This is a genomic window from Pedobacter sp. Bi126, from assembly GCF_918698245.1.
GTDB lineage: Bacteria > Bacteroidota > Bacteroidia > Sphingobacteriales > Sphingobacteriaceae > Pedobacter.
In genome coordinates, this window is the sequence record NZ_CAKKMS010000005.1 from 249,681 (window position 1) to 268,351 (window position 18,671).

An 18,671-nucleotide genomic window follows, 5' to 3' on the forward strand; every position below is an offset into this window, starting at 1 on the left:
GAATTCGGAAACCATGGGCGAAAACCATGTGCGCTGATTAAATACCAGATATGTTCAGTTCTGGGTGCTACCTACCTAACTGATAAACAAATAGATAATATGGGCCATAGCTTTACTTGCAGGGTGATCAAAATTTCCCTGTTGTCATATCTTCACCCGGTTAAAATATTTTCCATGTGCTGCAGCGGGCCAGCCAGTTTGGTTACGTGGGATTTTAGTTTTCTAGACGGCAGTGTAAACGGGCCTGTCCAGGCCCAATATCAGTATTACTACTCAGATCAAAAAATAAACCCATGATTTTTAAATCTGCTTTTAATAAAATATTCCTGTGCTTTGCGCTCTCACTTCTGATTTTCCCAGTAAAAGACTACGCGCAACAGCAAAAAATAAATTTCACATCACTGCAGATAAAAGATGGCCTATCATCCAACACAGTTAATGCGATAATAAAAGACCACTTTGGTTTTATGTGGTTTGGCACAGAGGACGGACTGAATAAATACGACGGCAGCAACTTCACCGTTTATAAGTTTAATGAAAATGATCCGACAAGCCTGCGGTCCAATGATATCAGGGCTTTACATGAGGACAGTTCGGGTAACCTATGGGTTGGGAGCTCTCTTGGGTCTTTGAGTTTATTTGACCGTAAAAACAATTCCTTCATCACCTATCCTGCCAATGTAGAGGGCGGGCTTAGCAGCGATCTCATTCATGCTGTGACTGCAGACCATTTAGGCCATGTTTGGGTAGCAACTTATAATGGGCTTGATGAGCTGGATCCAAAAACAAATAAGATCACTAATCACATCAGGCAAAGCCCAAACAGAAAATCTTCAGCTCAATTATCTTTTAACTGTCTGTTAGAAGATAGTAAGAACAGATTGTGGATCGGATCAAATAATGGGGTGTATCTTTATGACAGGAAAGAAAAGGCTTTCAAGGTTTACCGCCACAGCCCCTCTGATGCGTCCACTCCGATCAGTAACGAGATCAACACGATCTGTGAGGATAAATCAGGAAATATCTGGTTTGGTACCGCGCGGGGAATATGCAGGAAATTGCCTGACCAGAGTGGATTCAGTGCTTTTATCTACAGCGCCAACGACCTCAATGCACTTGCCAGTAGCCGGGTGATCAGTCTGGCAATAGATAAAAACAATCAATTATGGGCAGGTACTGATGATGGACTGAAAATTATTGATCTCAAGAGTGCCGCTATTACATCCTACAGACCAAACTACAGAGATTCCTACTCGCTCACGGGCAAATCGATCAGCAGTATTTATATTAATGACGGGATCTACTGGCTAGGCCCGTTTCATGGCGGAATAAGTAAATATGATTCCAATCTGAATCTTTTTAATCTAAAGCAAAGCAATGTTTTCGATCCCAATGGTTTGAGTGCATCTGTAATCACTTCTTTCGCGCAGTACAGAGATGAAATATTTGTGGGCACAGATGGTGGTGGGCTAAATCTTTTCAATCCGCGTACCGAGCTGATAAAAAGGTTCAATGCCAGATTGCCTGATGGAAGTGCAATGAACAATATTTCCATAATAGCCATGGCCATCACCAAAGAAAAAAAACTGCTCATGGGAACCTATTCAAATGGCTTGGTATCTATGGATCTATTAACGGATAAGCTATTGCAGATTAAACGCTCCACCAAAGCCGATGGGCTGAATTCGAACGACGTTTTTTGTTTAAAAGAAGACAGGACAGGTAAAATCTGGGTAGGAACCAATGGAGGAGGAGTGAACCTGATGACCCCGAATGCTAAAGTGGTTTTAAAATACTGCAAGAACCCCCAGGCGGCCAATGAGGTGGATTTTCCAGGGAATAATTTCATCAGGTTCATAGAAGAAGATGATCAAAATCATATGTGGATCGGCACTTACGGGTCGGGAATATCTATACTTGATCAGTTTACCCATAAATTTTCGGTTCTGAACAAAAAAAACAATAACCTGCCGAATGATCTCACGCTGTCGATATTAAAAGACCGGTCAGGCAATTTATGGGTCGGAACTTTCAGTGGGGGGCTGAGCCGCTATGATCGTAAAAAGAACAGGTTTGTCAACTTCTCTGAAAAAAATGGATTAAACAACGCTACAGTATATGCTATAGTTGAAGACTTAAAGGGGCTGATCTGGGTAAGTACCAATAAAGGCATCAGCAGTTTTGATCCCAGGACAAAAGTATTTACAAACTACACGGTTTATAATGGTGTTCAGAACAACAATTTTATCCGTGGTGCGGGGATGCGAACTGCCGGAGGGGAGATCTATTTTGGAGGGGCCGCTGGTTTCAATTATTTTAACCCGAAGTTCTTTAAAAAAAACAGAAGTGTTCCCTCGGTGATCTTTACGGATCTCAAGGTTTCAAACTTATCGGTGCTGCCCGGCAAGGCCAGTCCGATCCAGGAGCATATATCTATTGCCAAAAATATTCACCTGGACTTTAAACAGAGTTTCACGCTCAGCTATGTCAGCATCAATTACACCGTCCCTGAGGATAATCAGTATTTCTATAAATTAGAAGGGTTTGACAAGGATTGGATAAAGGCCGGCTCGACAAAATCTGTGTCCTATACCAATCTTGATCCAGGAGAATATGTCTTTCATGTTAAAGCAAACAACAGTAATGGCATCTGGAATGCCTCAGAAACTTCCATCGCAATTGATGTTAGCCCTCCGCTCTGGAAAACCACATATGCCTATATTTTTTATATCCTCAGCATTGTTGGTACGCTTTTCTATATACGGCATCTGGGGATCCAGAAACTCAAAAGAAAGTTTGCCCTTGTTCAGGAAAAAATGAAGGCAGAGCAGCGTTTAGCGCAGCACAATAAAGAAGCCGAACAGTTAAGGGCCTTGGATAAACTCAAAATCAAGTTTCTGACAAATCTCAGTCATGAGTTCAGGACCCCGCTTTCACTCATCATGGGGCCTGTAGATAAGCTGATTGCCGAACAGACTGATCAGCACGTTGCCAATCCCTTATTGATGATCAAGCGCAATACAAGGCGGTTGTTAAACCTGGTTAACCAGATCCTGGATTTCAGAAAAATCGAGGACCGCGAACTGACCTTAAATGCTGTTGAAACAGATATCGTTTCTTTCATTAAAGAGGTTCTTGAATCATTCAACGATCTGAGCGAACGCAAGCAGATACAGTTGGTGTTCAAAAGTCAATTGAGCTATTTTAATGCGCCTTTTGATCATGATAAGATCGAAAGGGTGCTGTTTAATCTTTTATCCAATGCATTCAAATTTACCCCGGTTGGTGGAAGGATTTCAGTTGAACTGGAGCAGGTTACACTGCCCGGCGCAGCACATGCAGCTACGCTGATTATTACAGTTGTCGATTCGGGCATAGGCATTTCAGAAACGGATCAGGAAAGAATCTTTCAACGCTTTTTCCAGGCAGATGGAATAGCGCCCATCTTGAATCAGGGAAGTGGCATAGGCCTTTCAATTGCACAGGAATTTGTGAAACTACATGGCGGAAAAATCGCTGTACGGAGTATAGTTGGTCAGGGAAGTGTTTTTACCATCGAAATCCCGTTCTCAAATGTTTGGTCTGCAGCCGAATTGATGATCGATTTTTCGGATGCTGGAGATAAAGGTGCACCGGAGTTGAACACCGTCACATCCCGCCCGGATCGGGATACAGATATCCCTTCTATTCTATTAGTGGAGGACAATGAGGATTTTCGTGCCTATCTTAAAGATGGACTGCAGCCTTTCTACAGGATACACGAGGCCAGCAACGGACAAGAAGGGTGGCAAAAAACGCTGTCGAACCATCCTCAGATCATTGTAAGCGATATCAACATGCCTTATATGAGCGGGATAGAACTGTGTAAAAAAGTTAAATCAGACAAACGGACCAACCACATTCCAATCATATTGCTAACCGCTTTAACCGGGGAAGAGGAACAGATAAAAGGCCTGGAAACTGGTGCAAACGATTATCTCACCAAGCCGTTCAACTTCGAGATCTTAAATGCAAAGATTAAAAACCTGCTTTCCCTCAACAAAAGACTCAAAGACACTTATAGTAAACAGATCAAGGTGGAGGCAGCAGCGGTAACAATCGAATCACACAGCGACCGTCTGTTCAAGAAAGTGGCAGTTTATATTGATGATAATTTAAACAACCCTAAACTATCGGTAGAAGACCTAAGCAAACATGTAGGTATGAGCAGAGGTTCACTGTATCATAAAATACTCGAATTAACAGGGCTTTCGCCAATTGAATATATCCGGTCGGTTAAACTTGATAAGGCGGCTGTTTTATTGGAAAAAAGTGATTTGAATGTTTCGCAAATTGCTTACATGGTTGGATTTGCTACGCCTAATTATTTTGCCAAGTCATTTAAAGCAAAATTTAATATGCAGCCTTCCGAATACATTAGTGTTAAAAGAAAAGTAGAAGACCGTTTGGTAAAAGAAAGTTGAACATACATTTAACCCCAAATATGTGCGTATGCTGGGCAGTAACCTGATCAATCCTAATTTATATAACCTGGAGAATACTTTGGCATCACCGTTCCTTACAGACTGTTAAAATTTAGCCCTTTTATCTTAAAAATAGGATAAAAATACAACCGATGAACATATTTTGTATAATAATAATCAAATCTTCCTACAAAAAAACAACAGATGCGGTAGCTTCGCTAAACCAAATATATGAGGAATGGTAAATAAAAGCCAGATAGTGTACCATCAAGGTGAAAACATCATCGTCAAACAAAACTGATTACTGACCAAATAAAAATAATAATGAAATTTAAAGCCCTCTTCCTATTGTTATCAACGCTGGTTTTTGCGGTGCATTTTAAATCGCAGGCGCAAAACCCAATTATCAAACACATGTTTACTGCTGATCCGGCACCACTGGTATATAAAAATAAAGTTTATCTGTATGTTGGGCATGATACCGCAACAGTGAAAGATACCAATTATAAAATGCCCGACTGGCATGTGTTCTCGTCGAAAAACATGGTCGACTGGGAAGATCACGGCATGCTGCTTTCGCCAAAGGCCTTTTCATGGGCTGGCGGAGATGCGTACGCCGCCCAGTGTATTTACAGGGATGGCAAGTTTTATTGGTATGTATCAACAGGCCACCAAAAAAATAAGGAGAGTAAAGGAGGGATGGCGATCGGCGTGGCGGTTTCTGATAGCCCTGTTGGGCCATTTAAAGATGCAATTGGCAAGGCTTTGGTAACCAATGAGATGACTACCGATAAAAAGCATGGCTGGGATGACATTGATCCCACTGTTTTTATCGATGATGATGGGCAGGCTTATCTGTTTTGGGGCAACGGAAGTTGTAAAAGTGTCAAGCTAAAAAAAAATATGATCGAGATGGACGGAGAAATCCAGGTACTCGACATCAAAAACTACATTGAAGGCCCTTGGGTTTACAAAAGAAAAGACAACTATTATTTAATCTATGCGGGCGCGGGAACCAAACCCGAAATGATCGAATACTGTATGGCCAAGGGGCCACAGGGGCCTTGGGTATACAAAGGTATTATCCAGGGAAATGTTCCCAACAGTTTTACTACTCACCCTGGTGTTATCGATTTTAAGGGCAGATCTTACTTTTTTTACCACAATGGCTCCTTGCCTACGGGTGGTAGTTATAGAAGGTCTATCTGTGTTGATGATATGCACTATAATGAGGATGGCACCATACAGAAAATTGTAGAAACCACTACTGGTGTTAGCCCGGTAAAAAACAGATAAACAGCCAATAACATAGCCTTAACCTAACCAGATATGAAAAAAACAAATAAATCCCTCTTCGTAAAAATAACAGTGCTTTTTATCAGTTTAAGTGTTTATACCCTTGATGGTTTTGCTCAGCAGATCGTTTCCAGTGGCCCTGAAGGCTTTGATGTCATTCAGCCTGCAATTCCGCATGGAAAAATCGATACTTTGGTCTATTCATCAAAAACTGTTGGCAATAAGCGTAAAGCATTGGTATATACGCCGCCAGGTTACAGTAAACAATTAAAATATCCGGTTTTATATCTTTTGCATGGTATCGGAGGCGATGAAAAAGAATGGCTTAATGGGGGGAATCCCCAGGTGATTCTGGATAATCTTTATGCCGCCGGTAAGTTGGCACCTATGGTGGTAATTATGCCGAACGGTAGAGCCATGAAAGATGACCGCGCCATCGGTAACATTATGGACAAGGATAAGGTGCAGGCCTTTGCTACTTTTGAAAAGGATTTAATTAATGATCTTATTCCTTTTGTGGAAAGGAAGTTTAGCGTGTATAAAGACCGCGAACACCGGGCGATTGCAGGCTTATCAATGGGGGGAGGACAGGCTTTGAATTTTGGACTGGGAAATCTGAATAAGTTTGCCTGGATAGCTGGCTTTTCTTCAGCACCAAATACCAAAATGCCAGAAGTGCTTGTGCCTGATCCAAAAAAGGCATCAACCATGCTCAAATTGTTATTTATCTCCTGTGGGGCTAGTGATAACCTCATTATCAATAGTAAGCGCACGCACGATTATCTGACTAAAAACAAGGTGCCACATATCTATTTTATCGAGCCTGGTTTTCACGATTTTAAAGTTTGGAAGAATGGGTTATATATGTTTTCGCAATTGCTATTTAAACCAGTTGATACCACCACTTTTTCAAAATATCCGGTAGCAGGAGCACCGGCCTCAACTAATATTGGCGCTGGCGGCTATCCACAGATCACCGATGACCATAAAGTTGTTTTCAATCTTTCAGCGCCCAACGCGCACAGTGTTCAGGTAGATCTTGGCCGAAAGTATGATATGGTCAAAAACGAAAAGGGCAGATGGACTGTTACAACCGATTCTTTGGGTGAAGGATTTCATTATTATTCGCTCATCATTGATGGCCTTCCTGTAGCAGATCCGGCTAGTAAGTCTTATTTCGGCATGGGGCGCATGGCCAGTGGAATTGAAATCCCTTTTTCAAAAGGCGACTATTATGCGTTGAAGGATGTTCCGCATGGCGAGCTCCGGATCAAAAAATATTATTCAAAAGTAACCAGGTCATGGAGGCAGCTTTATGTTTACACACCCCCATTTTATGATGCACAGGTAAACGAAAAATACCCGGTACTTTATATTCTCCATGGAGGGGGAGAAGATGAAACCGGCTGGGCGAACCAGGGTAAAACAGATCTGATTCTCGACAATCTTATTGCTGCTCAGAAAGCCAAACCGATGATTGTTGTAATGCCCAGTGCAAATGTAGGTGGAGCCGCCTTTGGCGAGGCCAGCTTAAAAACCTTCGAATCAGAATTGAAAGAAGTGATTATTCCATTGGTTGAAAACACTTACCGCACCAAAACCGATGCGCAAAACAGGGCATTGGCCGGTTTATCGATGGGCGGGATGCACACGCTTTATACCGGGATTAACAACACCAATAAATTCGCATACCTTGGTGTATTCAGTTCAGGATGGGTTGTGCCACGTCAAAACACAATTGCCGACCTTCAGTATGCAGGGATGAAAAACAACCGTGAAAAAATCAATGCCAACCTAAAACAATTGTGGATTGCCATGGGCGGGAAAGAAGATATTGCCTATAATAACTGCCAGATTATGATGGATAAGTTTAAAGAGTTGAATATCAATTTTAGTTACCACGAATATCCGGGAGGGCATACCTGGCCTGTTTGGCGGAATAACCTTTATCAATTTTCCTCTACCTTATTTAAATAAACCTTTCTGAGTAAATTATATGTTGACATTCCCAAAATACGATCTTTTGCAAAAGCATTTCCTTTGCCTAGGCATTTCTGTCCTATTTAATATTGGCTTCTGTGGAAATGTTGGGGCGCAAGCGGGATTTTATGCCAATTCTTTTCCTTTAAAACAGGTGAAACTGCTTAATGGACCATTTGATCACGCCAGAGACCTTAACATAAAAACGTTATTGGCTTATGATATAGATCGGTTGCTTTATCCTTACCTTAAGCAGGCAGCGCTTCCTACAGATAAAAAAGGCTATGATAACTGGGAAGGGTTGGATGGGCATATCGCCGGACATTACCTGAGTGCACTTGCACTTAATTATGCCTCAACAGGTAATCCAGAATGCAAAAGCAGGATGGAAAAAATCGTAACAACATTGAAAGCCTGCCAGGATAAAAATACCACTTCACACCCAGAATGGGGAATAGGATATGCAGGGGGTGTTCCCAATAGTAAGGAGATCTGGATGAAACTTAAAGAAGGAAACTTTAAAGCTTATCAATCTGCCTGGGTGCCCTGGTATAATGTTCATAAAACTTTTGCGGGTTTGCGCGACGCCTGGATTTATGGGGAAAGTAAAGATGCGAAGGAGGTATTTTTAAAATTCTGCGATTGGGCGATAGCCATTACCTCGAAGCTTAATGAGCAACAGATGCAGCAAATGTTAGACACAGAACACGGTGGGATGAATGAAGTATTGGCTGATGCCTATCAGATTACCGGCAATGAAAAATACCTGAACGCAGCGATGCGGTTTTCTCATCAGCAATTGCTTACGCCTATGGCTAAGGGGCAGGATAACCTTGATAATAAACACGCCAATACACAGGTGCCCAAAGCAGTTGGTTTCCAGCGGATCGGAGAGCTGAGCCATCAACGGAATTACGATCAGGCCGGTCAGTTTTTTTGGGAAACAGTAACAGGCCAAAGATCTTTGGCCTTTGGCGGAAACAGTCGCAGGGAATTTTTTCCAAGTGCTGTTGCCAGTGCTGATTTTGTAGATGATGTGGAAGGGCCAGAAACCTGCAACACCTACAATATGCTGAAACTGACCGAAGGACTTTTCAGGGAAAAGCCCGATGCAAAATATGTAGACTTTTACGAAAAAGCGCTGTATAACCACATTCTTTCGTCCCAGCATCCCGAACATGGTGGCTATGTTTATTTTACGCCTGCACGGCCACGGCATTACCGCGTATATTCGGCCCCGAATGAAGGTATGTGGTGTTGCGTGGGCAGTGGTATGGAGAACCACAGCAAGTACAACGAATTTATTTACACCCATCAAAAAGATACTTTATACCTTAACCTGTTTATTGCCTCTGAGCTCAATTGGAAAGAGAAAAACATTACAATAAAGCAGGAAACTACTTTTCCGGATGAGGAAAAAACCAGGCTGATTGTTGCAGATGGTAACGCCCGGTTTATGTTGATGATCAGAAAGCCATCATGGATCGGCAAGGAAATGATGGAAGTGAAAATCAATGGTAAAAAAGCCGACTATAAGTTGCTACCGAACGCTTATCTGGGAATTGGCCGTAACTGGAAAAAAGGAGACGTGGTAGAGCTGAGCCTGCCCATGAAAACCACCATCGAACGGATGCCCAATTTGCCTGAATATGTGGCGATTATGCACGGACCGATTTTGCTGGGTGCTAAAACTGGAACGGAAGCACTTAACGGACTGGTAGCAGGCAATAGCCGTTGGGGGCATATCGCCAGTGGCAAAAAACTGCCCATTAATAAGGCACCTATTCTTATTGATGAGCACATTGACGATATCGGCAAGAAAATCGAGCCAATAAAAGGTCAGTCGATGAAGTTCTCTTTTGTGAATGAGCGGATAGAAAACCCTGAAAAAATTACTTTGGAGCCTTTTTACCGCATTCACGATTCACGTTACATGATGTATTGGATGGCGCTCACACCTGGCCAGTATGCCGCTTACCTCGATTCTGCTACCCGTGTAGAAAATGAAAAACTTGCACTGGAAAGCCGTACAGTTGATTTTGTTGCACCAGGAGAACAGCAGCCAGAGGTAGATCACCAGATGAAAAACAATAATTCCCACACCGGATCTTACCTGGATCAATTTTGGCGCAATGCAACGGGAAATGGTTTCTTTAGCTACGAAATGAATAACGAGGGTGCAGATCAGCTGGCCCTAAATGTTCGTTACCATACAAGTGGCGGCCGTGATAAATTTGATATTTATCTTGATGATCAAAAACTGGTTGGTGTAGATGCGGGGCAGGGACCACAAAAAACAGGCTTCTACAACCAGGAATACCCAATCCCTGCAGAAATGCTAAAGGGCAAAAAACGGATCTCTGTTAAATTTTCACCTTCAGATGGAAAATCAACGGCAAGGGTATTTTATGTGAGGTTGGTAAAGAAATAACTAAGGGATGAAAAACATGGTTCTGAACGTCGAATGGCCCTGTGGATCAAGAAAAACCATTCCAGATGAACGAGATCAAGCATGGTAATGCTTAATGTCATTAAGTTAAGCCATCGACACAAGTGAAAATAATTTCACCGCAGATAGAAGGGATGCACGCAGATATGAAAATCCGTGTTATTTGTGCGCATCTGTGGTAAAAAGCGCTTAATTTAATAGCATTGTTGTACTACCAACAGTTTCAAAATAACGATTAAGAAATTTAACAATTAGATCCCTTTTTCAATGAACATCCATAACATGGTACTAAGATTCAGTAAGATAATTTTATTGCTTTTTACAGGCACTTTAGCATTTGCACAAGTGCCTGTAAAATCAAAATTAAAGCTTTGGTACGAAGAACCTGCAGGTGCTGTTTGGGAAAATGCACTTCCTGTTGGTAATGGCTTTTTAGGGGCAATGATTTATGGTAACGTGGCAAAAGAAGTGATAAAACTCAATGAACATAGCCTGTGGAGTGGTAGCCCCTATCAAAATGATGTTCCCGAAACTTTGAGCCACTTACCTGAAATCCGCGCACTGATTTTTCAGGGGAAGCACAAGGAAGCTGAAAATCTGGCCAATAAAATCATGTTTGGGAAAAAATCATCCGGACAGATCTTTCAACCGGCAGGTAATCTTCAACTCGTTTTTCCTGGTCATGAAAAGTATCAAAACTACTATAGAGAATTGGATATCGAAAATGCCATAAGTAAAACAAACTATAACATTGGCGATGTAGCCTATACCCGAACTGCTTTTGCCGCGCACGGCAACCGCGTAGTGGTCATGAAACTTACCGCCAATAAAGCCGGCAGCATTTCTTTTACCGCAAATTACACCACCCCGCATAAAAAGGTTTCAATCAGTACCTCAGCTGTTAAAGATCTGGTAATGGAAGGTTTGACCAGCGATCATGAAGGTGTCAAAGGACTTGTAAAATACAACGTAATCAGCAGATTCAGCAATGAAGGCGGCACATTAAAAGCTACCGATTCGAGTATTGTTGTTGAGCATGCCAATGCGGTAACCATTTTCATCTCCATTGCTACCAATTTTAACCATTATAATGACATCAGCGGCAATGCCGCTAAACGGGCATTGGCTTACCTGAACCGGGCCTCGGCGAAATCTTATGATAAAATCCTGGCTACCCACCTCACCAACTATCACAAATACTTCAATCGTGTTCAGCTTGATTTAGGGGAGAGCGGTGGTACGGACTTACCGACAGACAAAAGGCTCATGAATTTCAGGAATACAACAGATCTTCAGTTTGTTAATCTATATTACCAGTTTGGCCGTTATCTGTTAATCAGTTCTTCTCAGCCCGATGGTCAGCCTGCCAATTTGCAAGGCATCTGGAATGATAAGCTTTACCCACCCTGGGACAGTAAATACACCATTAATATTAACGCTCAAATGAATTATTGGCCTGCAGAGCCGACCAATTTGCCCGAGCTGCACCAGCCCTTTCTTAAAATGGTAGGTGAAATGGCAGAAACGGGCAAGGCCGCTGCTAAAAACATGTATGGCGCAAGGGGCTGGATGGCGCATCACAACAGCGATATCTGGAGAAGCACCGGCCCAGTGGATGGTGCATTCTGGGGAATCTGGAACGGTGGCGGTGGCTGGGCCAGTCAGCATCTTTGGGAACATTACCTTTATGGAGGAGACCGCAAATACCTTAAAAGCATCTATCCTGTTTTAAAAGATGCAGCAACTTTTTACAAAGATTTTCTGGTGCCGCACCCAACACTGAAGTATTTGGTGGTTAATCCAGGTACTTCTCCTGAAAATGCACCTGCGGCACATGGTGGCTCTTCTATTGATGCAGGCACCACCATGGATAATCAAATTGTTTTCGATGTGTTTTCTACCGCTATCCGTGCTGCCAAAATACTGGGAGTTGATGCTGTTTTTGCCGATAGTTTATTGCAGATGCGCAATAAATTATCGCCTATGCACATTGGCAAACATGGCCAGTTACAGGAATGGCTGGATGATATAGACAGTCCAAACGATAAACACCGTCATGTTTCGCACCTTTATGGTTTGTTCCCCTCCAACCAGATTTCTGCCTACCGTACACCCTTACTTTACGCCGCTGCAAAAAATACCCTGCTTCAAAGAGGCGATGTATCTACCGGGTGGAGTATGGGCTGGAAAATAAATTGGTGGGCAAGGATGCAGGATGGAAATCATGCTTATCGCCTGATTCAAAACCAACTCACACCACTAGGCGTTAATCCCGGCGGTGGTGGAACATACAATAATCTTTTTGATGCCCATCCACCTTTTCAGATAGATGGTAATTTTGGCTGTACCTCCGGTATTACCGAGATGCTGATGCAAAGTGCCGATGAGGCATTACATTTATTGCCCGCTTTGCCAGATGTATGGAAGGAAAAAGGTTTCATTAAAGGCTTAAGGGCCAGGGGAGGTTTTGAGGTAATCAGCCTCGAATGGTCTAATGGGCAAGTAATCAAAGCGGTAATTAAATCAACGCTTGGCGGAAATTTACGGTTAAGGGTCCCCAATGAAATGAAAAGCGACATTATTGAGTTGAAAAATGCAGTCGGTACTAATCCAAATATGTTCTATTCCATTACCGAAACTCAGGAACCTATTATAGTGCCCGAAGCTCATTTGACCGCTAATTCATTGAAAAAGACTTTTGTTTACGATATATCAACCACACCAGGCAGATTATATACGCTGCTGCTCAAATAATTAGAACCTCATGAAATTTATCCGTTTATTTATCATTTTCACCCTTGTAAGTACCTGCATTTATGCGCAGGAAGCAGTAAGCTATCATGTTTCCAGTCCTGACGGGAAAATTGTTCTCACCTGCAATCCCGCTCAGGGAACCTATAGCATTGCCAGGAGTAAAAAAACAGTCTTACAAAATTCCAAACTGGGCATTATCCGGGAAGATGAAGACTTTACAAGGTCATTAAAAGTCGTTGGTACTGCGGAGCGAAAACTGAAAGAGACCTATGTAATGGGCAATGCAAAAAAGAAATCGATTACCTATACCGCAAATGAATTGGCGATATCGACCAAAACGCCAACAGGCAAAAAAATGAATATTATTTTTCGTGTTTCTAATGATGGGGCCGCCTTTCGTTACGAATTTCTGGAAAAAGATCCATCGCTAAGAAAAATACAGTCAGAACAGACAAGTTTTCACTTTCCCGAAGGTACCTTGGCCTGGTTACAGGCCAAAGCCGAGGCACAAACGGGATTTGAACATACCAATCCTTCCTATGAGGTATATTATAATATGGCTATCCCGGTAGGCACGCCATCTTCCAGTGCTAACGGGTGGGTATATCCGGCTTTATTTAAAACAGGCGATACCTGGGTGATGCTTACGGAAGCAGGACTGGAGAGAAATTATTGTGGAACTTCTTTGCAACGTTTATCACCGAACGGCGAATATCGGATCAATTTTCCGCAAGAAGCTGAAAAAATAAAAGGAGGAGCCCTTTATCCCGAATCTACGCTTCCATGGATTACGCCCTGGCGGATCATTGCAATAGGCGATTTGGCTACAATTATGGAATCGACCCTCGGTACAGATCTTGCCCCTGCATCCAGATTAAAAGATTTATCGTTCGTAAAACCTGGAAAAGCCGCATGGAGCTGGGTGTTGGAAAAGGATAAGGCAACGATATACCCAGTCCAGAAAAAATATATTGATTACGCTGCCGATATGAACTGGCAGTATTGTTTGATCGATGCAAATTGGGATCAGACCATTGGATATGATTCGGTTGCGGTTTTGGTTGACTACGCAAGAAAAAAAAATGTGGGCATGTTGCTCTGGTATAACTCAGCAGGGGATTGGAATACCGTAAAATTTACACCGAGAGATAAGCTGCTGACGCATGAGAAACGGGTGAAGGAGTTTAGCAGGCTTGAAGAAATGGGCGTTAAAGGCATCAAAATCGATTTTTTTGGTGGCGACGGACAATCTATGATTGCTTACTACCATGATATTTTAACCGATGCCGCCACCCACCATTTGTTGGTCAATTTTCATGGGGCTACACTGCCCAGGGGATTGCAACGGACTTATCCAAATTTAATGACCGCAGAAGCCGTACTGGGATACGAAATGATCACATTTGGGCAAGATGCAGCCAACAAAGCACCTCAACACATGGTTAACAGTGCCATGATCAGAAATGCCTTTGATCCGATGGATTTCACACCGATGTGTTTATACAAAATCCCCAATATTGAACGGCGAACAACCGCTGCATTCGAACTGGCTACATCAGTGGCCTTTTTATCGGGCATACAGCACTATGCCGAAACACCGGATGGAATGAGCCATGTGCCTGTTGAGGTTAAAGATTTCTTAAAAGCGTTGCCTGCTCAATGGGATGATGTAAAATTTATTGATGGATACCCGGGCAAGTTATATGTTGTAGCCAGAAAATCGGGTTCCAAATGGTACGTTACAGGATTGAATGGAGAAGCAATCGACAAATCCCTTACGTTAAATCTTACTTTTATTAAAAACAAAACAGGTAAACTCATTTCTTCAGGAAACGATAACGACAGCCACAACGGGTTTGTTGCTAAAGAAATAAAAATACCAGCTTCTGGAGGATTGAAAATCGACCTGAAAAAGAATGATGGTTTCGTAGCCGTTTTTGAGTAACTAATACCTGAAAATAATCCACAAATAGCATTTTTTTTGCTGTCAAAATAATGCATGGAGAAAAAGAAATTAAATTTGGTTTAGCGTACTTCTCGGATTCAGGGCAAGCGCTTGTCAGCTGTCAAATGATAGATCGGGCCGCAAACTTGTTCTGGATCCCGGGTAAGTATTACCTGGTTATCCTATTATGATTTAACCAACAATAAATTCTTATAAATATAAAATTAAGTGTAATTCACCCCTGAGCTACGGGTTGCCATCTTTACTTATAGCACCAACAACATTCGTAATTTCCGAGTTTTTGAAAAGGTCGTACTACAATTTTTTATAGCTTCGAAAAAATAAATAATCAAAGCGGTTTCCCTCAATATTTGTTGTCGTTAAAGATTGTGAAGTGGCTTTTTTATTGCATCTGGTTAGTTTACAATCGATTGCATAAGATGGCTTTATATTTTGTGGTCGAAAATCTTTTCCTCGTTTAATAATCATTTTTAGTCGATTCCTTCCTTTGAACATTTATTCCATATTTATGAACAATTGACACTTATGCTTTTCTTCTCATCGAATAACTTTACTTCTATCATGCCCGTCTACTCTTGATAGAGATGCTCATTATCCAGTTTATGGATAATCAGTCGGCTCATTACTGAGTGAAGCATGAACTTTAACCATTATAAACCAAATTTTTATGAGGAATGAATTTTTACAGTTTTTTGTAAAGCCTGGTGCAGGACTTTCCAAATGTTTAGCCAAACTATCACTGATTGCTTTTTTTGCACTTTTTGTGGTTGCTGCACATGCACAAACCCAGGTAAAAGGGCGTGTTGTGGATGATCAGGGAAATGCTCTTCCAGGGGTAAGTATTCTGATCAAGGGAACCTCAACCAGTACAACAACCCTGGGAACAGGAAACTTCAGTATTGCGGTTCCAACAAGCAATTCGGTTCTGGTGTTTTCTTACATCGGATTTACAAGTCGCGAGGTTCCGGTCAGAAATCAAACCGAAATCAATGTGACATTACTCCCGAGCGCTGCTGAACTTGAACAAGTTGTAGTGGTGGGCTATGGAACCCAGCGCAAAGAATCGGTAACTGGTTCTGTGGCAAACATATCGGGCGATAAAGTTCGTGAAATACCCGCACCGAATGTGGCACAGGCTATCCAAGGTCGAATAGCAGGAGTAAACATTTCACAAACTTCTACCAAACCTGGTGCAACCATGCAGATTCTGATCCGAGGTCAGCGTTCACTTTCAGCCAGTAATGATCCGTTGGTGGTGCTTGATGGGATCCCATTTCCGGGCTCTATTGGTGATATCAATCCCAACGACATTAAAAGTTTAGATATTTTGAAAGATGCTTCTGCTACAGCGATTTATGGTTCAAGGGGAGCGAATGGAGTGATATTGATCACCACTAACCGTGGTCAACAAGGAGCTCCTGCCAAAGTATCCTATAATTCATATACTGGTTTACAAACCCTTTTTGCCAAATATCCAATGATGGATGGACCAGAATTCGTTGCCCTGCGCAAGGCAGCTGGATTATTTACAACCAATGGCCCAGATGAAGCAAACGACGTAAACACCGATTGGCAAGATTTATTCTATAATAAATCGGCAGTTGTAACCAGTCATGATGTTGGTGTATCTGGTGGATCTACTACAGGCAGCTACAGTTTTGGGGGTGGCTATTATCAGAATCAAAGTCTGATCCCAACCCAACAGTACACCCGCTATTCAATGAAAGCATCCATGGATCAACAGATTGCCAGTTTCTTAAGGATTGGATTTACCACCAATAACAATTACAACTTAAGTGAAGGCAACCAGCTCGGCGTTTATGGAATCCTGAGCAATTCGCCTATCGCAAATCCTTACAATGCAGATGGCAGCCTAAAAAGAACAATCAGAATGCCTCAGGATGAATCGTGGATTTACACGCGCGAACTCACTAAGAATCTCAGTGATAAATGGCTTAATGAAACGCGTGGCTTTGCTACCTATAATTCATTTTATGGCGAGGTTAACATTCCATGGGTAAAAGGACTAAAATACCGTACCAATCTCGGCCTTGATTTTATCCAGAGCAACAATGGTAACTATACAGGTGTTGGCATTGGAAGTGCTACCGCTACTACGGTTTCTACTGCCGGGGTTAGCAATTCGCAAACCTACCATTGGACACTTGAGAATTTATTGACTTATGACAGAACCTTCTCAGAAAAGCACAATATCAATGTAGTGGCCTTATATTCTGCTGAACAGAATAAGTTCAATTCCTCATCCATGTCAGCACGTGATATTCCGTCTGATGCTTTTCAGTTTTACAATCTTGGCCAGGCCAATGGAGAATTAACGATCGGTAACGGGAACTACAGCTTAAGTGGATTGATGTCTTACATGGGAAGAGTGATGTATGCCTATGATAATCGCTATTTAATCAGTGCAACCATCAGATCTGATGCATCATCACGCTTGGCGCCAGGGCATAAATGGAATACTTACCCGGCTGTTTCTGTGGGTTGGAACCTGATGAATGAGAATTTCATGAAAGGGATAACCGCTATCGACAGGTTGAAGATTAGAGTGGGTTACGGTCAAACATCAAACCAGGCGGTAAATCCATATCAAACCCTTGGTTTACTAAATTCGCGCCCTTACAATTTTGGCGATAACAACTATGCCACTGGATATTATGTTTCTCAGTTGCCAAGTCCGGGTTTAGGCTGGGAATATTCACAGACCTGGAACTATGGCCTTGATTTCTCCTTACTAAAAAGCAGGTTGACAGGAACATTTGAATATTATGTAACCAATACCAAAGATATATTGTTAGGCGTTGCATTGCCCTCTACCGCAGGTGTGGGCAGTTATACTGCAAACATCGGACAAACACAGAATAAAGGGTGGGAACTGAGTGTTAACGGTAATATTTTTAATGATAAGGGAGGCTGGTCATGGGATGTGGGATTTAATCTTTATGCAAACCGAAACAAACTCGTTGCCCTTGCATCAGGCCAAACCAGAGACGAAGGGAATGCTTGGTTCGTAGGCCATAACATCAATGCCATTTTTGATTATGAAAAAGTAGGTTTATGGCAGGCCGGAGATCCATATCTGAATGTTTTAGAGCCAGGCGGGAATGTGGGGATGATTAAAGTAAAATACACGGGCGATTTTGATGCGACCGGCAAACCAACACGACCTATCGGCGCAGCAGATAGACAGATCATGGATGTGGATCCTAAATTATCAGGAGGATTCAATACAAGAGTTGCTTATAAAGGATTTGACCTCAATGTGGTAGGATTATTTAAAGACGGCGGGATTTTGCTTAGTACATTATATGGTTCTTCCGGATACCTGAATCTCTTATCTGGTAGAAGAAATAACGTTAAAGTTGATTATTGGACACCTGAAAATACAGGCGCAAAGTATCCAAAACCTGGCGGTATCGCAAGTGGTGATAACCCTAAGTATGGAAGTACATTAGGTTATTTTGATGCTTCTTTCTTAAAAATCCGGACCATCTCTTTAGGATATGATTTCAATCGAGGTTTGTTAAAAGATTCCAGATTAAAGCTCCGGATGTACTTAACCGTTCAAAATCCTTTTGTGATGTTCTCTCCATATCATCGCGAGTCGGGCATGGATCCGGAAACAAATTCATATGGCGATGAAAACGCTGCGGTAGCATCGGTTTATCCGCGGAGAATTTTAACGATTGGTACCAATACACCGTCTACCCGTAACTATGTAGCTGGTCTTAATTTAACATTTTAA

General features: G+C 42.1%; 7 protein-coding genes. All 7 read left to right on the forward strand.

The annotated features are described in order from the left end of the window. Window positions 1-293 precede the first annotated feature (293 nt). The 7 genes from LQ201_RS19675 to LQ201_RS19705 all read left to right on the forward strand — a co-directional run bounded on the left by LQ201_RS19675 (window position 294) and on the right by LQ201_RS19705 (window position 18,671). A complete protein-coding gene (locus LQ201_RS19675; protein WP_230144999.1) occupies window positions 294-4,463 on the forward strand; it encodes a hybrid sensor histidine kinase/response regulator transcription factor in 4,170 nt (1,389 codons plus the stop codon). A 324-nt stretch (window positions 4,464-4,787) separates the two neighbouring features. Beyond that, on the forward strand, window positions 4,788-5,759 hold the full coding sequence (locus LQ201_RS19680) for a glycoside hydrolase family 43 protein (protein WP_230145000.1): 972 nt from the start codon (window positions 4,788-4,790) through the stop codon (window positions 5,757-5,759). 33 nt (window positions 5,760-5,792) lie between these two features. Further along, window positions 5,793-7,736, forward strand: coding sequence for an alpha/beta hydrolase-fold protein (locus LQ201_RS19685; protein WP_230145001.1), 1,944 nt, complete (start codon window positions 5,793-5,795; stop codon window positions 7,734-7,736). Window positions 7,737-7,782: 46 nt separating this feature from the next. Beyond that, window positions 7,783-10,170 (forward strand): glycoside hydrolase family 127 protein, encoded by a 2,388-nt coding sequence (locus LQ201_RS19690; RefSeq protein ID WP_230146675.1) that lies wholly within the window; start codon window positions 7,783-7,785, stop codon window positions 10,168-10,170. A gap of 300 nt (window positions 10,171-10,470) precedes the next feature. Continuing rightward, a complete protein-coding gene (locus LQ201_RS19695; protein WP_230145003.1) occupies window positions 10,471-12,942 on the forward strand; it encodes a glycoside hydrolase N-terminal domain-containing protein in 2,472 nt (823 codons plus the stop codon). 10 nt (window positions 12,943-12,952) lie between these two features. After that, a complete protein-coding gene (locus tag LQ201_RS19700; RefSeq protein ID WP_230145004.1) occupies window positions 12,953-14,887 on the forward strand; it encodes a glycoside hydrolase family 97 protein in 1,935 nt (644 codons plus the stop codon). A 688-nt stretch (window positions 14,888-15,575) separates the two neighbouring features. Next, window positions 15,576-18,671 carry a TonB-dependent receptor gene (locus LQ201_RS19705; protein ID WP_230145005.1) on the forward strand — a complete coding sequence of 1,032 codons (3,096 nt, stop codon included), beginning with the start codon at window positions 15,576-15,578 and terminating at the stop codon, window positions 18,669-18,671.